The 19071-nt window shown below is 44.2% G+C and carries 18 protein-coding genes; 17 read left to right on the forward strand and 1 reads right to left on the reverse strand.

The window, feature by feature from the left end; all coding sequences use genetic code 11:
- Window positions 1-4 precede the first annotated feature (4 nt).
- The 12 genes from DWW10_RS15130 to DWW10_RS15185 all read left to right on the forward strand — a co-directional run bounded on the left by DWW10_RS15130 (window position 5) and on the right by DWW10_RS15185 (window position 14550).
- Complete coding sequence (locus DWW10_RS15130; RefSeq protein ID WP_118422244.1) at window positions 5-1093, forward strand: 2-aminoethylphosphonate--pyruvate transaminase; 1089 nt, start codon at window positions 5-7, stop codon at window positions 1091-1093.
- Window positions 1093-2238 (forward strand): OprO/OprP family phosphate-selective porin, encoded by a 1146-nt coding sequence (locus DWW10_RS15135; protein WP_118422245.1) that lies wholly within the window; start codon window positions 1093-1095, stop codon window positions 2236-2238. The genes DWW10_RS15130 and DWW10_RS15135 overlap by 1 nt, the downstream gene beginning before the upstream one ends.
- A 657-nt stretch (window positions 2239-2895) precedes the next feature.
- Window positions 2896-3102: a hypothetical protein gene (locus tag DWW10_RS15140; protein ID WP_118421745.1), complete on the forward strand. Its 207-nt coding sequence runs from the start codon at window positions 2896-2898 to the stop codon at window positions 3100-3102.
- A gap of 170 nt (window positions 3103-3272) precedes the next feature.
- Window positions 3273-4226 carry a tyrosine-type recombinase/integrase gene (locus DWW10_RS15145; protein ID WP_118421746.1) on the forward strand — a complete coding sequence of 318 codons (954 nt, stop codon included), beginning with the start codon at window positions 3273-3275 and terminating at the stop codon, window positions 4224-4226.
- 375 nt (window positions 4227-4601) lie between these two features.
- On the forward strand, window positions 4602-4976 hold the full coding sequence (locus tag DWW10_RS15150; protein ID WP_118421747.1) for a hypothetical protein: 375 nt from the start codon (window positions 4602-4604) through the stop codon (window positions 4974-4976).
- Window positions 4976-6328 (forward strand): DUF3575 domain-containing protein, encoded by a 1353-nt coding sequence (locus tag DWW10_RS15155; RefSeq protein ID WP_118421748.1) that lies wholly within the window; start codon window positions 4976-4978, stop codon window positions 6326-6328. The genes DWW10_RS15150 and DWW10_RS15155 overlap by 1 nt, the downstream gene beginning before the upstream one ends.
- Window positions 6325-7305, forward strand: a complete 981-nt coding sequence (locus DWW10_RS15160; RefSeq protein WP_118421749.1) for a DUF5119 domain-containing protein — start codon at window positions 6325-6327, stop codon at window positions 7303-7305. The genes DWW10_RS15155 and DWW10_RS15160 overlap by 4 nt, the downstream gene beginning before the upstream one ends.
- Window positions 7306-7340: 35 nt before the next feature.
- Entirely contained in the window at window positions 7341-8516 is a 1176-nt protein-coding gene (locus DWW10_RS15165; RefSeq protein ID WP_118421750.1) for a fimbrillin family protein, read from the forward strand.
- Window positions 8517-8695: 179 nt separating this feature from the next.
- Entirely contained in the window at window positions 8696-10264 is a 1569-nt protein-coding gene (locus tag DWW10_RS15170; RefSeq protein WP_118421860.1) for an ATP-binding protein, read from the forward strand.
- 55 nt (window positions 10265-10319) lie between these two features.
- Window positions 10320-11990 carry a fimbrillin family protein gene (locus tag DWW10_RS15175; RefSeq protein ID WP_182021420.1) on the forward strand — a complete coding sequence of 557 codons (1671 nt, stop codon included), beginning with the start codon at window positions 10320-10322 and terminating at the stop codon, window positions 11988-11990.
- A 17-nt stretch (window positions 11991-12007) separates the two neighbouring features.
- Window positions 12008-14011: a fimbrillin family protein gene (locus DWW10_RS15180; protein WP_182021422.1), complete on the forward strand. Its 2004-nt coding sequence runs from the start codon at window positions 12008-12010 to the stop codon at window positions 14009-14011.
- 116 nt (window positions 14012-14127) lie between these two features.
- Window positions 14128-14550, forward strand: a complete 423-nt coding sequence (locus tag DWW10_RS15185; protein WP_118421753.1) for a hypothetical protein — start codon at window positions 14128-14130, stop codon at window positions 14548-14550.
- Window positions 14551-14613: 63 nt separating this feature from the next.
- Here DWW10_RS15185 and DWW10_RS15190 read toward each other — a convergent pair whose 3' ends face one another.
- Window positions 14614-15435 (reverse strand): Rpn family recombination-promoting nuclease/putative transposase, encoded by an 822-nt coding sequence (locus DWW10_RS15190; RefSeq protein WP_118421754.1) that lies wholly within the window; start codon window positions 15433-15435, stop codon window positions 14614-14616.
- Window positions 15436-15685: 250 nt separating this feature from the next.
- Between DWW10_RS15190 and DWW10_RS15195 the strand changes: the two genes are divergently transcribed.
- The 5 genes from DWW10_RS15195 to DWW10_RS26080 all read left to right on the forward strand — a co-directional run bounded on the left by DWW10_RS15195 (window position 15686) and on the right by DWW10_RS26080 (window position 19064).
- Window positions 15686-15988, forward strand: coding sequence for a DUF4248 domain-containing protein (locus DWW10_RS15195; RefSeq protein WP_118222282.1), 303 nt, complete (start codon window positions 15686-15688; stop codon window positions 15986-15988).
- A 272-nt stretch (window positions 15989-16260) separates the two neighbouring features.
- Entirely contained in the window at window positions 16261-16878 is a 618-nt protein-coding gene (locus DWW10_RS15200) for a hypothetical protein (RefSeq protein ID WP_118421755.1), read from the forward strand.
- Window positions 16862-18238: a replicative DNA helicase gene (dnaB, locus tag DWW10_RS15205; protein ID WP_118421756.1), complete on the forward strand. Its 1377-nt coding sequence runs from the start codon at window positions 16862-16864 to the stop codon at window positions 18236-18238. The genes DWW10_RS15200 and dnaB overlap by 17 nt, the downstream gene beginning before the upstream one ends.
- 147 nt (window positions 18239-18385) lie before the next feature.
- Entirely contained in the window at window positions 18386-18868 is a 483-nt protein-coding gene (locus DWW10_RS15210; protein ID WP_118421757.1) for an HU family DNA-binding protein, read from the forward strand.
- Between the two features lie 97 nt (window positions 18869-18965).
- On the forward strand, window positions 18966-19064 hold the full coding sequence (locus DWW10_RS26080) for a smalltalk protein (RefSeq protein ID WP_182021424.1): 99 nt from the start codon (window positions 18966-18968) through the stop codon (window positions 19062-19064).
- Window positions 19065-19071: the final 7 nt, after the last annotated feature.

Consider the following 19071-nt stretch of genomic DNA (forward strand, 5'->3'; position numbering starts at 1 on the left):
CAATATGAAACCCTATTTATTATTAACCCCCGGCCCATTAACCACGTCAGAAACCGTAAAAGAAGCCATGATGACCGATTGGTGTACATGGGACGCCGACTATAACGTACACATTGTAGAAGTAATCCGCAAATCCCTCGTTACCCTTGCTACTACAGCTACCGACGAATACACTTCCGTACTCTTGCAGGGAAGCGGCACTTATTGCGTGGAAGCCGTTATCGGCAGTGTCATCACTCCCAAACACAAACTACTTATCCTCAGCAATGGCGCTTATGGTGACCGTATGGGCCACATTGCCGAATATCACGGCATCAACTACGATATGCTTGCTTTCGAAGAAACCGAACAGGTTTCCGTTGACTATGTAGACGATTACCTGTCCAACAATTCAGATATCACCCACGTAGCCGTAGTACATTGCGAAACCACTACCGGTATCCTGAACCCTCTCAAAGAGATTGCCCACATTGTGAAGCTCCACAACAAAAAGCTGATTGTAGACGCTATGAGCAGCTTCGGCGGCGTGCCTTTGGATATGTATGAATTAGGTATCGACTTCATGATCAGCAGTGCCAACAAATGTATTCAAGGTGTTCCCGGCTTCGGTTTTATCATAGCCCGCAAATCCGAACTGTTACACAGCAAAGGTGTTTCCCGTTCACTCTCACTCGATATTTACGACCAATGGGAGACGATGGAAAAGGGACACGGCAAATGGAGGTTTACTTCACCCACCCATGTAGTAAGAGCCTTCAAGCAGGCACTTGCCGAACTGGAAGAAGAGGGAGGAGTAGCCGCCCGCCACAAGAGATATTGCGAAAGCCACCGCATATTGGTAGAAGGAATGCGCGCACTCGGCTTCAAAACCTTGCTGCCGGACGAATTCCAGTCGCCCATCATCACCTCTTTCCTTTATCCGAAAGCTGGTTTCGACTTCAACTCTTTCTACACCCAACTGAAAGAAAAAGGTTTCGTCATCTATCCGGGCAAGATATCCCAGGCAGATACTTTCCGCATCGGCAACATCGGAGATGTACATCCTGAAGATTTCGCACGTCTGATAGAAGTAGTCCAACAAACTTCTTACTAATGAATTACCTTTCTAAATCCTCCCTGTGCCTGCTGGCGGTCGTCACTTCTCTGACCGCCACAGCACAGGAAACTCTCTCCGACAAATTACAGTACAAAGTAACCGGCCGCATGCTTATGGATGGCGGTGTTTATCTCAGGAATGACAATCATTTCGGTAACGGTACGGAATTCAATGATCTGCGCGTAGGCATGAAGGCCACTTACCAGCGCTGGGACATGAAAGTGGAAATAGGTTATGTAGGCAGCAAGGTTTCTATCAAAGATGCTTTCGCCACTTACACTTCCGGTAAGCATATCATCCAGGTAGGGCAATTCTACGAACCTTTCACCATGGATATGCTTTGCAGCACTTTCGACCTACGTTTCCATCAGTCACCCGGTTCTGTGCTTGCCATGACCAACAGTCGGCGTCTGGGAGTTGCCTACACTTACAATGCTACGCATTATTATGCTTGCGGAGGATTGTTTACCGACAACGATATCAGTAATTTAAAGAATACCTCGCAAGGTTATGCCGTAGACGGACGTTTTGTTTACCGACCTGTAAATGAAGTAGGAAAGCTATTGCATCTCGGTATTGCCGCTGTCTATCGCACTCCCGATGGTGCTTTGCCGGATGATGATAACAAGAATACCTTTATCTATAAATCTGCCGGAGTAAGTACTATCGACAATCGTAACCTGATTTATGCGGAAGTGGATAATGCCCGCCATCAAGTGAAGCTGGGTACTGAACTGCTGATCTATTACGGAAAATTCTTCCTCCAAAGCGAATATATCCGTACTCAGGTGAAACGCAGGAATGCCCTCGCCGACTATACCGGGCAGGGTGGATATGCGCAATGTTCATGGCTCCTGATAGGAGATACTTATGACTATGATGCAGCTCTGGCATGTCCTGCCCGTCCTATAGGCCGTGCGCTCGAACTCTGCGGACGTTTCAATATCGTAGATATGAACGACCGGACTGCGGAAGTATTGGGCGGAGCACAAAAGGATTTTTCTCTGGGATTGAATTACTACATAAACAAGCATATAGGGATTAAAGTAAACTACAGCTATGTAATCCCCGGAAAACACATTCGGGAGATAAGCGACAAGAATTTTAGTGTATTGCAGGCAAGATTCCAGTTTATACTATAATATTTCTTTTTAAAGATTATATCATTTAACTCATAACGGAATGGTAATGAATAAATAGATACGCGGACGACACGGACAAGGCGGACGAACGCGGACTTTAATTTATCATTTATAATAGTATAGCGCAGCTTTTTAAATCCGCGTTCGTCCGCCTTGTCCGTGTCGTCCGCGTACCCATTTAATCCATAACCGAAAAGAAATGAGTGAATATAGTAAAAAAATAGAATATACAGAATATAGGTATGCTTTAAGAAAAAGAATAAAATGTCAACGAAATGGCAATAAGAATTATTCCTCCTATTTCAAAAAGTATAAAATATAGAGATAAATTGATTCTTTTTCTAAAAAATAAATTTAAAAACAGGTTTGGTACATAAAACAATAAGCCGACAATTAAAACTAACAAAAACCTTGAAAATAAGAACTCAATAAAATTGGTAGATACTCAAAAGTCCCAATATTCTTTAGTGCCAAGCCAGAACATAGATGCAAAAAACATCGCCACAATAGTAATAAGTGCATATATTGATTTAATGATGATAACAATGGCTTTCATATTATGCTTTTCCAAATTGATAGCAAATTTAAAAAAATAAAATCAAACTATGCAATATAACAATGAAGTTTCACTCATACCCCTATTGAAAATGAAAGGTTATGGAAAATAATACGTACCTTTACATTTCTTTAATAAAGAAAGGAGAATTAGATATGGCACGACCTATAAAAGAAACACCCATCCTTTACGGAGAAGATGCACGCCATTTTGAAGAGCGTATGAAACACCCGCGTAAAGAGACGAAAGAGCAACGAGAAGAAAGATTGAAAGATTATGAGTACTTTATAAAGACTCTAAAAAAGTAAAAGGATGGATTTGAACCTCAGATGATGAGAATGACACCCCCCATTTACTCTATTTTGATCTAAATCATATTGTAGATTAAGGGCATCAGAACTTTTATCATTTCCCACCTCCCTTTGCGAACAATCATACTTTTTTTATATTGTAGTTGAATACTAAATATAATAGAAGTATGAAACAGAAAAGTTTAACCGGCTTCATGAATGAAGTCATTGAAGATTTGTGCCAACAGGAGCGCTTTGCCACGGCACACATTTACACGTATGCCCTTCGGGCTTTTACCGAGTTTATAGGTGGTGGCGAAATCTTCTTCGGTGGTCTCAACAAGTCCTCGCTCCGTCGCTTCCAGCGCCATCTGGAAGACCTGCTACGAAGCTACAACACCATCTCCACGTACATACGTGCGTTGCGGGCAGTGTATAACCGTGCGGTAGACCGCGAACTAATTCCCGGAGAGTTCCGCCTCTTTTCCGGACTGAAAACCGGAGTAACCTCCGAACGGAAACTGGCAGTAACAGCCTCCCAGATGAACCGTCTGCTGACCCCTCCAACGCCCTGCACCGAATTGCCTGAAGAAGTCTGCCAGGCACAAGACAGCCTTAAACTGATGCTTTTACTACAAGGCATGCCCTACACTGACCTGGCGCACCTGCACAAGAAGGATATCCAAGGCGATCTCCTTACCTGCCGACGCTGCAAGACAGGTACTGAACTATGTGTGAAAGTAGTTCCGGAAGCCATGCGATTAATCAACCTCTACCGTAATCAAGATTCATCTTCACCCTATCTGCTCAATTTCCTGAGCGGCACTCTGAAAGGTGAAGCAGCTTTCAATGAATATGGCAGGAAACTACGGAACCTGAATTTCCAATTAACACGACTGTCTGAACTTTGTGGAGTGGGTGATATCAAAGTAAGCTCCTATACCGCCCGCCATACGTGGGCAACACTTGCCAAATACTGCCATGTACCGGAAGAAATGATTTCGGAAGGATTGGGACATTCCTCGCTGGAAGTTACCCGCACCTATCTGAAAAGCTTTGACGGGGACGAATTGGCGAAAGCGAATCGAATGATAATTAATTACATTTACTCTGGAAAGAAAAAGCTATGGAGTAGGGCGTGAAACGGCTGTTACTCCGTAAGTAACGGAACTATTAGTACGCGACAAAGATAGAGTAAATTTCGTAAAAACAAATTATAAGCTTTAAAAAATGACAATATTTTAACTTTACACACGGCTTTAGTAGAAAAATATACCGACAAACAGACATATTACAGTCCTACCGACTATGAGAAAACACACGATTCTCCTTCCCACGTTATACTCTTCAACATGGATATGTAATATCTTACGCTTTACTTCTACATAAAATCTGATTCAAGGACCTGTCATGCTTCCATAACGCCTTACAGTATTCGTATTTGTGGGTTTCCGTTACTTACGGAGTAATGCTATTCACACACCGTTACTTACGGAGTAACGGCAAAACTTTTGCTTATGCTGACACAATTGACACAGACAGCTATTGCCGTATTATACGACATATACACTGGCGGCTATCCTTATCGCACAACACAGTATCCTGTTGCGCCCCACTGTTTAACTGAGCTTTTAACCCGGTTGGAAACAGGTGGCTTGATCCGCCGTAAGGACGCCTCTGCTGATAATCTCCTCTCTTCGTATGAGCTTGCCCGGCCTTATTCGAGCATCTCCCTGCTGGATGTATTGGAAGTCCTTGACGAACATCTGAACTGTAATCATCCCACCCGTGAGGAGATGTATGCTCAATACCGTCTGGCCGCTAACCGTCTGGGAATTATCAATCACATGACACGCCTTTACTTATCTGAAATCAAACTCTTCGACCTGTAATGAAGCGCTTATTATACATATTCGCCCATAGCCTCTGCTTCCCGCTGCTTGCAATAGGTTCTTTTATGGCAAATGCAGCTACAAGGGAAGTACGACCGGAGATCAGTACTACCGTATCAGTACTTGACAGCCTTTCCCGAACTCCTTTACTACTTCATTTCCGCCAGAACCGTTCGTTGGTGGAGTACGATTATATGGATAATCCACGCACGCTTGAATCCTTCTCTGTCCTGTTCGCTGACAGCCTTTCCGCCGTGTACGTTGATACCATCACTATCTTCTCTTACGCTTCTCCCGAAGGTGATGCCCGCCACAACTTGACTCTTGCCCGGCAGCGTGCCATCGCCGTGAAAGGATATTTACTCTGGAAATACCCCCATCTGGATCGTGAACGCCTGTTGATCGATCCGGTGGGTGAGGACTGGGGTAAACTGCGTGAACTGGTTGTTTCTGACGATTCCGTTCCCGACCGTGAGGATGTATTGTGTATTCTGGATGAGATACCTGATCGGGATCGCTGTAAAGTGTTACTGAAAAAACTGAACTGTGGGTATGCTTATCGCTATATCAGTAAGAAGCTGCTTCCGCAACTTCGCAATGCAGCGGTTTGTCTGGTGAAGCTGAAAGCGGTTCAACCGGATTTTGTAGCCGAACATGATTCGGTACTTAATCATGTGGATCAAAAGGAAAGTACGATACCTTACAGCCAGACCTGTCAACAGAGTATGCCTGACTGGCAGAGCACACCTGACCAATGCAGTCTGCCCCTTCTACAGTCTGCATCTTCTTCACCTGAACAGCGTCGTGCTTCCCGCCCCTTGTTCGCCTTGAAAACGAACCTACTGTTCGACCTTGCCATATCCCCGAACATTGAGCTGGAACTGCCTTTGGGAAGACGTGAGCGTTGGTCGCTGAATGTAGAATGGATATTTCCCTGGTGGCTCATCGATCATGACAAATACTGCCTCCAGCTTCTTTCCGGCGGACTGGAAGCCCGATACTGGCTGGGCAAACGCATGAACCGCCGTGCACTCACCGGACATTTCTTCGGTTTCTATGCAGGTGGCGGAAAATACGACCTGCAATGGGAAGAAAAAGGATACCAAGGCGAATTCTATATCGCCTCCGGCATCAGTTACGGTTATGCGCTTCCCATTGCCCGTAATTTGAACTTTGAGTTCTGCATCGGCATCGGCCTGCTGCAAACCAATTACAAACATTATCGCACCATCAACGACTACCACACACTGCTCTGGCAGAGCAACGGGAGTTATACCTGGTTTGGACCGACAAAGGCTAAAATATCCTTTGTGTGGGTACTGGGCCGAAAAGTGAAAGGAGGGGAGAGATGAATTTCAAATTAATAACATTCCTTCTCCTGCTGTTGGTGTTTTGCAGTTGCGAGCGCCGTGACATCACCTATTATATGGAGTCTGAAATATCCGTAACTGCCGATTGGAGCCGCGCAGGTCTGGAAGAAGAAAAAGAAGATGGTGCCACGCTGGTCATCTTCCCGCAAGATGGCAGCCAGCCCCGTGTGTTGCTGACAGGTGAACGTGAATATACCACTGTGCGCCTGCCCCTCGGCACTTACGACGTTGTGCTTTTCAATCGTTCTTTCACCGATTTCAATAACCTCCTGTTCCGTGGACAAGATGCCGTGGAAGCTCTTGAAGCATACGCCAGAGAAGTGGTGACCCGTACATCGACACGTGTCATAGTCTCTTCGCCCGACAAGCTGGCCGCCGCCACCATACGCCATTTTGAAGTGACGGATGATATGCTGGGCAATTACGCTCCTGCTGCATCACGCGCCGCATGTCCCGCAGGTGCTTGCAAAATGCACTTTACGCCCGTGCCGCTCACCCGCCGCATACAGGTGACATTGAATGTGAAAGGTCTGCAAAATGTGCGTGAAGTACGTTGCACATTGTATGGTGTACCTCTTTCGGTCTTCCTGCACGACGGCCATGCGGGTGAAGAACTGGGCGGACAGGAGTTCACCGTAGGAAGCCCCGACTTCGATGAAGGTTCTTTCACGGACGGTACGATGAAAGGTACACTCGACGTATTCGGTTTCGACCGTTCACTTTCACATTCCATCCTGCTGAGGGCACTGTTGGTGGATGGTAAGACAGTGATAGAGCAAACATTGACGGATATAACCGTAGAAGAACAAACAGATGAGATTGGAAATATTACGCTACACATAGAAGCCTCCGTCCCTAAAACTTTCCCGGATGTAAAACCCGAAGGCGGTTCCGATTCCGGATTCGATGTCGGTGTGGATGACTGGGAAGATGACCAACAGGTAGATATACCGGTATAGAAACTCTTTTTTATTAATTAAATATGTATCAAGTTATGAAAACGAAAAGTTTATTTTTTGTAGCGGCAACCGCCCTTATGGTGGCAGGATGCTCGCAAAATGAGGTTATGGAAACCAATCCGGATGCGAACCGCACCATTGGTTTCGGAGTGTACACAGGTACACAGACAAAAGGTTTGGTTACGGACAACTCGACGAATGACGGAACTACAGCCAACGGGCTGAAAGTGGCCAGTAAAGGTTTCGGTATTCTTGCCTATCAGACCACTGGAAACTATTCAACCGGTGGATCCAAAGGTACATTTATGGATAATGTACATACTACATGGAATGCTACAGGCGGTAGTGGCAGTGGTGGTTGGGAATATTCTCCACTGAAATTCTGGCCGGGAAATAGTACGGATAAACTCTCTTTCTTCGCTTATGCCCCGTATAGTACAGGAGGTGCAAATGGCATCACCCTGACGAATGCTACGAACTCTACAGATCCCTCTCTAACTTTTGAGTCGCAGACTAACCAGAAAGACATGGTAGACTTGGTGGTATCTACAGCCAAGAAAGACCAACAACAAACAACTGCCAGCGGTAAAGTCACTTTCGACTTTAAACACGTACTCACCCGTGTCACCATGAAAGCTAAGACGGACAAGAGCATATCTTCCAATGCTGAAACTAAGGTGTACATTACCGGCATCAGCCTGAAGCATACGACGAAGCTTGCCGGAGAGGCAACTATCAACATGAATGATGCTACCTGGACACTGCCAACATTACCAGGTGAGGCAGCTAAATATCTGTCAAGTCCTTATCCTCTTGCTGCAACTTCATCCAACGGTGTGCTCAAACTGGAAAATCCCGCCTGGAAAGGTTATACCACACCCGCCGTTTCAATCAATGAAACAGCAGCCAGCCTGTTCACGGCTGACCAATACCTGTTCTTCATTCCTATAGATGGAGCAACCGGTACAACAAGCGCTGATGAGGTGAAAGCCTCTATTACGTATGATATTGCTACTATTCCTTCTTTAGGGGCTTCCACTGCCGCAGTTTCTTCTTTCACTAAAGAAGTAGACCTGGGAACCGGAATCCTTGCACAGGGAAAAGCATACGCTTTCACCTTCACCATCGGGTTGAACTCAATAGAAGTAGACGTAACGGATAGTTTTAATTGGGATACCACCGGCGGAGATAAAGATGTTACAGTAAATTAAGCCGGACATTTTTTTATCTCAATACCACCCTAACCAAGCCCGGACAAGGTTGAATGTCCTTCTCCGGGCACACAGTTAAAACAAAAAAGTTATAACGCTCGCTCTTTGACATGCTGGAAACGAAAGATTATGGAAAAAAATGATTATCTTTGAACCTATTAAAAGGAAAATGGACATTTATGGAATATAATGCATTGATGCGTAAGCTCCCTATCGGGATACAGACCTTTGAGAAACTTCGCAAAGGTAATTATCTGTATGTGGATAAGACCGAATTCATTTGGAAAATGGCTTTCGCGTCCAATCCTTATTTCCTGAGCCGTCCCCGCCGTTTCGGCAAGAGCCTTCTCCTTTCCACTTTCGAAGCCTACTTCGAAGGCAAGAAGGAACTCTTTGAAGGTCTTGCCATTGAAAAGATGGAGACGGAATGGAAACAGTATCCGGTGCTGCATCTGGATTTGAATGCAGAAAAATATGACTCTCCCGAACGTTTGGGTAATATTCTCAGTAACCAACTGACTCAATGGGAAGCTTTATATGGTAAAGGTGTCGATGAAAACACCCTTTCCACCCGTTTCTCCGGTATCATCCGCCGTGCCTGCGAACAAGCCGGTTGCGGTGTTGTGGTGCTGGTGGACGAATACGACAAACCCTTGCTGCAAGCCCTTGGCGACAACGACTTGCTGGAGGAATACCGTAAAACCCTGAAAGCCTTTTACGGCGTGCTGAAAAGCGCCGACCGCTACCTGCGTTTCGTCTTCATTACCGGAGTGACGAAATTCTCGCAAGTCAGCGTATTTAGTGATCTGAACCAGCTGCAGGATATCAGCATGAATTATTACTATTCTGCTGTGTGTGGTATTACGAAAGAAGAGTTGTGCAAAGTCTTTATTCCGGAAATAGAGCATTTTGGTGAGATAAACAATCTGACGTTTGAAGAAACGGTAGATGCACTGACCAAAAACTATGACGGCTATCATTTCCATCCGAGAGGAGAAGGTATGTTCAATCCGTTCAGTGTCTTGAATGCATTCAGCAATATGGAGTTGGGAAGTTACTGGTTTCAGACCGGTACCCCTACCTTCCTTGTTGAAATGCTTCAGGAAACGGAATACGACCTGCGTACCTTGCTCGATGGCATTGAAGCTCCGGCTTCCGTGTTCACGGAGTATCGCGTGAATGCCGGTAATCCTATCCCGCTGATTTACCAGAGTGGTTATCTCACCATTAAGGACTACGACCAAGAGTTTGGCAATTACCTGCTGCAGTTCCCCAACGACGAAGTCCGCTATGGCTTTATCAATTTTCTGGTACCATACTACACTTCGATGACGAACAGCGACCAGGGATTTTATATCGGTAAGTTTGTGCAGGAATTGCGTGCAGGCGATTACGACGCCTTCCTCACCCGCCTGCAAGCCTTCTTTGCCGACTTCTCCTACGAACTGAACGCAAAGACCGAACGTCACTATCAGGTAGTGTTCTACCTTGTCTTCAAATTGATGGGCCAGTTCACGCAGGCGGAAGTGAAAAGTGCTAAAGGCCGTGCGGACGCCGTAGTGAAGACCCCGAAATACATTTACGTCTTCGAGTTCAAACTGAACGGCACGGCAGAAGAGGCCCTGCAACAGATTGATGATAAAGGTTACCTGATACCTTATCAGGCGGACGGACGCGAAGTAATAAAACTCGGTGTAGAATTCAGTAAAGAAGAACGAAATATCAGTCGCTGGTTGAATTCGCTCTGATCCATCCTCTTTCGTTTCCTGCATGCCCAAGCGCGAGGTATTGCAACGAAACATTATGAGCAGAATTTTAAAGATTTGGATTACAGGCTTGACCGTCTGTTGCTTTTCGGCATGCGGAGACAAAGTATCTTCCGGTGGAGACGAACCATCTATGGGCATACCCATTAGCTTTGTACCTACCGTAGAGACACAGACGCGCGGAACAGATTTTACCAAGGATAACCTTACTTCTTTAGGTGTACTGGCTTATCTCACACAAGGAAGCAACTTCAACGTTTCGTCTTCCACTCCAAACTTCATGTACAATCAGGAAGTGACGAAAGCAAGCGGAACCGCTACGTGGGAATATACTCCCACGAAATTCTGGCCGACCAACAGTAACGATAAGATTACTTTCTTTGCCTATGCACCGCATAATCCTACAGGGCTGACAGTACCGGATATTACGGCAACAGGTTATCCCTCATTCACATACGAAGTACCATCCACAGAAGCTGCCCAAACGGATCTGCTATTGGCAAAACCTGCACCCAATAAGACCGCAAGTGACGGCAAAGTGAATTTTTCATTCAAACATGCCCTGACACGGATTGTCCTCAATGTGGAAGCGGGAGGCGGTTTTACAGGAATAACGATTAATTCTCTTTCCATCAAAACAAAGAAAAGCGGCACAGTAGCGTTTAGCTCCACTACTTCTCCAACAGATTGGATGCAATGGAGCAACATAGCCTCCGGAACAGGAAATGATATATCCTGCACTGCCACTTTACCTTCATCTTCCAGCACAGTAACTGCCGGAAGTACGGGAAAAATTGCAACCTTTTTCTTACTGCCTATAGCTGCTACAGGAAATACGTCTGAAAATGCTACGCTTACATTCTCTTATACAATGAATGGAATAGGAGATACCAAAACCATAACAGACTTAGCACTGACTTCCATGGCCGATTGGCTAGCTGCCACTTCAATCACTTATAATCTGAAAATAACAAGAACTGCGGCAACAGTAGAGGTTGGCAGTATCAGTGTATGGAATGGAACTACTGTAGATATTGACAAAAGTGGTGAGATAGCAGAGGGATATAAAGCCGGAGATATAAAAATAGGCGATTTTTACTATGACGACGGTACGTGGAGTGATGGTGGTTACCGTATGCTGACAGATGGAACCGTGATGCAATACAACGTACAGCCAACTGAAGGAAAAAACTGTATCGGCATCGTATATGCCAGTGGCAAGACTGGAACGGAGCGGGGAGACAATATTTCAAATTATAGCAGTACGGAATTATCCGGAGCCACTGAGATTAAAGGATATGTCGTAACGCTGGATAGAATATCCGGTGTACGGAGAGGCGGAAGTGGTTCTAATAATATAACAGCTTTTAATGGCTATACAAATACACAAAGTCTTAGTACCTCAAATTCCAATCCTCGTGAGATACGTGAAGTTCTGATAAACAGCACACCAGCACCACCAAGCCCCAGCAGTGGCTGGTACGTTATGTCGTTAGGGCAGACAATGTATGCCTATGAGAACAGGGATATTATGAATAAGAGCAGAACAAATATAAGTTCCGGAAGCTATGGAAACATGGATTTCGGTAATCTTTGGACAAGCTCATACAAAACAAGTGGTAATTTCCCAACAATTTTTAATAATGGAAGTTATGGTGCTGCACAGCCTACTACAATGCAAAACGCTTATCCGGGTTTTACTTTTTAAGATTAATGATATATACAATGAAAAGAGTATTAGAAAAAAGAGTATTATGGATTGTTTTCATAACTCTGCTTATGGCATGTAATTCGGATTTTGAAGATAAATCCGGTAAAGTACTTACTTCCTTGCAGGTTACTCTGGGTAGCTTTGAAGGAAACACAGATACACGCACACAAGAAAGCGGATATCAGACCACTTTTATTGGAAACGAACAAATCGGTATCTTTTCTCTGAAAGCGTCTAATAACATTGTTTTAGACAACAATGTACCTTATAAGTACAATGCATCAACCAATAGCTGGCAACCTGTTAATACAGGAAACCAGATATATGTGTACGGTAGTGGTGTCACTTATTATGCCTATTACCCATACAACAGTAATATGGATGATAAGAAAAGTATTGCAGAGATTACCACTGCATTTACTCTGCCGGAAGATCAAAGCACATATGACAATTATAGCTCTGCTGACCTTATGACTGCTACAGGTACACTCAGCAGCAGCACATTGAGTCTGCCTTTCACACATGCCATGTCATTGATAGAGATAGAAATAGACGAGACATCCAATTCAAGTGCCAGTTATGATCCCGCCCCTATATTCTACGGTATTAAGCCCTGGAAGATGTCAGACGGAATATATCGCTATCTCGTGGAACCCGGTATAGATGCCGAAATAGGATTTGATTACGGTCCTGTGGATAACCGTTATGCATTTCAGAAATCTCTTGCGGCTGCCGATATCACGGCAGGGAAATATATACGCATTAAAGCTCCTTTTGATAATAGATACCTTGAACTGAATACCGGAAATTATGTAGGTGTATTAGGTCCTGTTTCAAAAGTAGTAATAAATGGAACTGAATATAGTACAAGCCTCATTTCGGGAAGTAATAACCAGTATTTACTGGATGGTTTAAGAAAATCTCCGGAGACTTTCACTTCTTTCAGTATTTATATCACTGATAATCTGGCAAAAGCAGATAGTAAAGAGCAATTACTGCTCGCTGTCACGACCTCGAATATAACGATAAATGCTACTAATAAGAGTCTGACTATCCCTCTTAGTACAGGTGGTATGGAAGGGGCAGGAACTTCGGCTGCTGATCCATACTTGGTAACGACTCCACCACAGCTGAGAGGTGTAGATGTAGAAGGAACAGATAATAACTCAGCGGAAACGGAATATTATGAACAAAAGGCAGACTTAGATTTGTCGGCATACGACAATTGGAAACCTGTAAAAAGCGGGGCATTATACGATGGGAAAGGATATAAAGTCAATAATTTAGTTAGCACTCAAGGAGGAATATTTTCTTCTAACGGAGGTACTATACAAAATGTACACTTAACTTCTGGTACAATAAATGTCAATAACAAAACAGTTGGAGGTGTTGTAAATGAAAGTACATTATCCGGCCACAAAATATTAAACTGTAGTAATGCAGCAACTATCACTGTTACCAATGGTGGAGATATTGGTGGTGTAGTAGGCAATGGCTCACATAGTATAATAGAATATTGTAAAAACTCCGGGAACATTACGGTTGATACATATGGTGGTGGTATTGTAGGCCTTACATGGGGAAATCAGGTAAGCACAAACGAAATAGATAAAATGGATACAGAAATAAGATATTGTTATAATACCGGAACAATTACCAAAAGTAATGCCCGAAAAAACGATGGTGATTGTGGTGGAATAATAAGTCGTTTGGTTAGAACTAAAGTTCTTGAATATTGCTATAATGCGGGGCAATTAATAGATAATGGTGGAAATAACCGTATAGGAAGTATTATGGGAGAATTAGATAATAGTTATTCTAAAAATAATTATGGGACTTCTGTAACAAATAACAAGCTACACTATTCCATCAATGCCGGAATAACGACTGATGATAATTTTTTCAATAATCCAAGTTCATGGCCTTCATACAGTGCAGAAACTTCAAACGGTTGGGGTAGTTCGCACTGGAAATCCTATAATCAGGGAGAATATCCCAAATTATTGTGGGAACCCTAAAGCAAACACACCATCCGTTACACTCCAACAGACGGTCTGTTTAATCTCAGCAGACCGTCTGTTCATAGTGAACAGACCATGTATTTTTAATCATTATAACCACTAAAGCCAAAACAATGAGAGCAAAGAACCGGGGCATGAATATGACCGAAGAAGATATCATGGATATGATTGCCAAGAAGAAAGAACGTTATGCCCGTCAACAAACACGTCTGGAAGATTTAAAACGCAGTATGAATTATAATCACAATGACATCAAACAACTGGAATATACCTTACAAAAACTAAAACGATCTCGTAAGAAAAAGAGATATCGCAGTTTCATTTCCCGCCGGCATGTTTCCACTTTCTTCATTCGCATATCCCGTCTCTACGATTATCTGCAACACCATTTGCATTGCTCGTTCAATTATACACTGTTTTGCCTCATAGTCAATAGTCGCTATTGCTTCGAAAGCCGCACGCAAACTGCCGGGCACAAGCAGCTATCACCGGCAACGGTACTGACGTATTTTAAAAGGGAGAGAGCAGAAGTATAAATGCCCTAACTATACTCAGGCATAGAAAGGGCATTCTCTATTCTTTTTCAAGAAGTAAATTCTTTATAATGCAGTGATTTCTTCTTCGGAAAGGCCGGTAGATTTCACAATTACATCAATAGGAGTATTGAGTTGCTTTAATGAGCGAGCTATAGACAGACTCTTTTCTTTAGCACCTTCCTCTTTCGCTGCATCCAGTACGCACAAATTAGTGCGATACACATTTACGCTATTTTCATAACGCCTCCGCTCCTCTTGACTAAGAGAAGCTACATCGGCAATTTCTTCAAGCTTTTCGAAGACTGCCTTGCGGGCCTTAAATGGCATTCGTTTCAGTGTCTCCATATTCTTTAATGTATATATCCAACGTTCAAAGTCATTCTCACATTCTTCTTCCTCCTTCTTAAAAACAGGAAGAGCTATAAATACCTGACGCATCCTGTCCGTGAAAAGTTCGCCTGTATCACGATCGGCAAGGATAACGTCCGTCCGTAACTTAACAGTATTACCAAACAGAAAGTTCATAAAGAAAACTCCATATACAGCCTTTATATTGAATCTCCATTCATTACCTTTTTCACCTTGTTGCACTATTGCATTAGAAAGATAATAAAGCGCACGTTCCTTAAAATGCAACTGCGACTTATTCTGCATCTCCACAATGATCTTCTCGCCGGTATCCGTGCAGCAATAGATATCATAGATAAGACCTCGTCCTTCGTCATACTCAGGCAGTTGTTCATTGTTCAAGAATGTGAGATCCGTTATCACCCGTTCACCCTTCAGCAAATCATTTAAGAAGTCTATTAATAAATCCTTAGAAATCTCTTGGCCGAATATTTTCTTAAATCCGTAATCGGTGAACGGATTGATAAATTTTCCCATCTGTTTGTGTAATGTTTCAACAAAGATAAAGAGAATTATCTAATTAGTAGGGTAAAAACTCAACTTTTTTATTATTTAATTCTTAGCATCTCAAACATGAAACTACAATGAAACAATACAGCATTGTTACTTCTGCTAACTGATCTATTGCCTTATATTTCATTATGTTTTCTCACCCTTTACCTCCGGTTTTTCCCTCCCCAATTTTTCGGACTAACTTTGCCGCATCATTAATTAAAAAACAAATAAAATGAAAGAACAAAGTTTTGAATGGATGCTGCAAGGCTGCCACTCCATTACAGAAATCGCTGTAGCCTATTTTCCCAATTATCAGTACGACTGCTCGGCAGTAAAATCATTGCGCCGGGCAATAAAAGGACACGCATCATTGCTGGCAGAACTGACAGAAGCCGGATTCACCCATAAAACTACCATACTGACCCCGAAACAGATATTAGCCTTAGTCCGGCAATGGGGCATGCCCTTGTTGGTGAAGGAGGCAATAGATAAAAATCCATACTTATTCGTACCTAAAATGGCGGAAAAAATATAATGTATTTTAATACATTCATTATTATAATATATATTATGGGGTGAAAGGGGGTGTGAAAACGTTTTTCTACCATCCTCCGAAACCCTTATCCACAAAGGGTTTCGGAAGGGTAAGAGGGGTGTGAAAGGGGTGGTGATAAAAAATCTAACCAATACACCCCTCTGTTATTAATCAAAACTGGATTATTTAACCCCTCATAACCGGATAATTGCATTCCCTGCTGTAAAGGAGTAATTTTGAAACATCAATCAATCAATTAAACAAGAAAAAACATGAATAACCACCTTCAGGGTATTTTGAGTAAAGGATATGTCCTGTTTCCGAAAGCATTATTTGAAGAACAAATGATTTTAAACCAGCAGGCAAAAGGGCATTTTGAAGCTTTTGTACTGGTACTGACACACGTTAACTACAGTCAAACCACCTGTTGCATCAATGGGTATTCGTTCGAATGCCGACGGGGCGAATCTATTCTCACACTAAACCATTGGGCGGAGATCTTCGGCTGGAACCGAAACCGCACCCGTTACTTCTTCCGCAGGATGTTTGACGAAGGTTTTATAGAAAGGCTTGTCAACCCATACACCACGCACATTCGCATACCGGACTATGACCTGCTGACCGGAAAGAGTGAGCGTATCCCCTCTAAACCGGGAGCCGATAGTGGTGAGTTCGACATCTTCTGGGATGCCTACCACGAAATCACCGAAAGACAGAAATTAAATATCGGACGTGCCAAGCGGGAATGGAAAAAGCTGTCCGCCGAAGAAAAGAAGCTCGCCCTGGATAACATCAATGAATATTATTTCCACCTCAGTGACATCAAATACTGCCTGCAAGCAGCCAATTATTTATCTAATAAAGCCTTTACTAATGAGTACTTTGATTAATCCGCACGATGCCGAGCTTGAAGAAGCCATCCTGAGCGCCTGCATGATGGAGCGTGAAGCCATGCCCCTTATAGCAGACAAGCTGCGCCCTGAAATGTTCTATGAAGAAAAGAACCTCGAAATATATGCCGCCCTGCAAGCCATGTATCGCGCGGGAAAGTCCATCGACCTCATCACCGTAAGGGATGAGCTTGGTGCCCGCGGCAAACTGGATGCTGTGGGAGGCCCTTTCGCCCTGACGCGTATCAGTGGACAGGTGGCTTCTTCCGCCCATCTGGAATACCATGTACTCATTCTCCGGCAGAAGTTTGTAAGGCGCGAAATGAGGCTCGGCTTCCACAAACTACTGGCATCCGCCACCGATGAAACCATAGACATTGCCGACACACTGGTAGATGCGCATGCGCTGCTGGATCGCCTTGAAAATGAATGTGGCACTACCGACCATCTACGTTCGATGGATCAGTTAATGGAGGATACCTTTGCGCAAGTAGAGATGCGTGTTGCCTCCAGCAAGAATGGGATCACAGGAGTCCCTACGGGATTTACCGACCTGGATACTCTCACTTCGGGCTGGCAATGTGGAGATCTGGTCGTCATTGCCGCCCGTCCTTCGGTAGGTAAAACCGCCTTTGCCCTTCACCTGGCACGATCAGCAGCCATGGCAGGACACCATGTAGCCGTGTACAGCCTCGAAATGCAAGGCGAACGCCTGGGTGACCGATGGCTGCTGGCAGCTACGCCGGACGTCAGTCCGCAGCACCTGAAAAGCGGGCAGTTGACTCCGGAAGAATTGCGCCAGATACGCAATGCCACCGCCGAACTTGCCCGCCTGCCCATCCACATAGACGACCATCCGGTGACAAGCATGGACCGGGTGCGTTCTTCGGCCCGGATGCTGCAAAGCAAGGGAAACTGCGATATGGTGATTCTGGATTACCTGCAACTCTGCGATATGAAGTCCGACCAAAGTAACCGGAACCGGGAACAGGAGGTGGCACAGGCAAGCCGCAAAGCCAAATTACTGGCTAAGGAACTGAATATCCCCGTCTTGCTTCTGAGCCAGTTGAACCGTGAGAGTGCAGGCCGGCCCGGACATCGCCCGGAATTGAGCGACCTGCGTGAGAGTGGAGCCATCGAACAGGACGCGGACATGGTGATGTTACTGTATCGTCCCGCCATTTGCGGCCAGACGATAGACCGTAAAAGCAAATATCCCGCTGAAGGACTGGGAGTAGTGATCGTGGCCAAGCATCGCAATGGAGAGACGGGAGACGTTTACTTTCATCATAATCCGAGTTTGACGAAGATGGGAGATTATGTTCCGCCTATGGAATGGTTGATGCAAAATGCCAAATAAAATAACTATTATCGCATCAATTATTAATTGAAAATAATTGAAAAATAAACATCGTAATGCTTGACTTTGCCTCTCTGATTTTGTATCTTTGTGATACGCTTGAAAGAGCAAGTTTAACTTAAACCTTAACTTAATTTTGATTCACTTATGGATGTACTTGTAGAGCGCTATCTGCGCAGAAAGATTGTCAGTGATTCCAGTTCCCCAAAGTTGTATTACCTCCGTCAAGTCCCCCTCACATGTGGCAAGGTGGATATCGACGTACTGGCCGCCGCCATTGAGAAGAATTGCGCCATGACCAAAGGCGATGTGAAACATGTGATTGAAGCCCTTGTAGAAGAAGTTCAGGCAAACCTTGCCAATGGCAATAAGGTGAAGCTGAATAAGTTCGGCACATTTCACATGACGTTCTGCTGTCCGGGCACAGAAACGGCAGACAAATGTACGGTAAGGAATATCTCACGTGTCAACATCCGCTTTGTTCCGGATAAGGAATTGAAACTGGTAAATGGCAGCAACGCCCAAACCAGAAGTACTGCGAATGTGACGTTCTCCCTGGAAAAGACGGATGGAGAAGGGGGATCTTCCAATAAGCCTGATGGAGGATTGGAGGAAGATCCGCTGGGATAGGGTCTAAAGCCGGAGAAATTAAAAATTAATAATTAAAGAATGAAAGGCTGCGCGGTGGGAGGGCGTGGCTTGTAGTTTTACCTAAACTTGATGTGTTATGAAGAAATTGACTTGGGATGCTGTGTTGAAAATTGTAATTGCAGTGGCTTCGGCTGTATTGGGTGCACTGAGTGCACATGCGATGACGGTCAGATAAGATAATA

The organism is Bacteroides intestinalis, assembly GCF_003464595.1.
Classification (GTDB): domain Bacteria; phylum Bacteroidota; class Bacteroidia; order Bacteroidales; family Bacteroidaceae; genus Bacteroides; species Bacteroides intestinalis_A.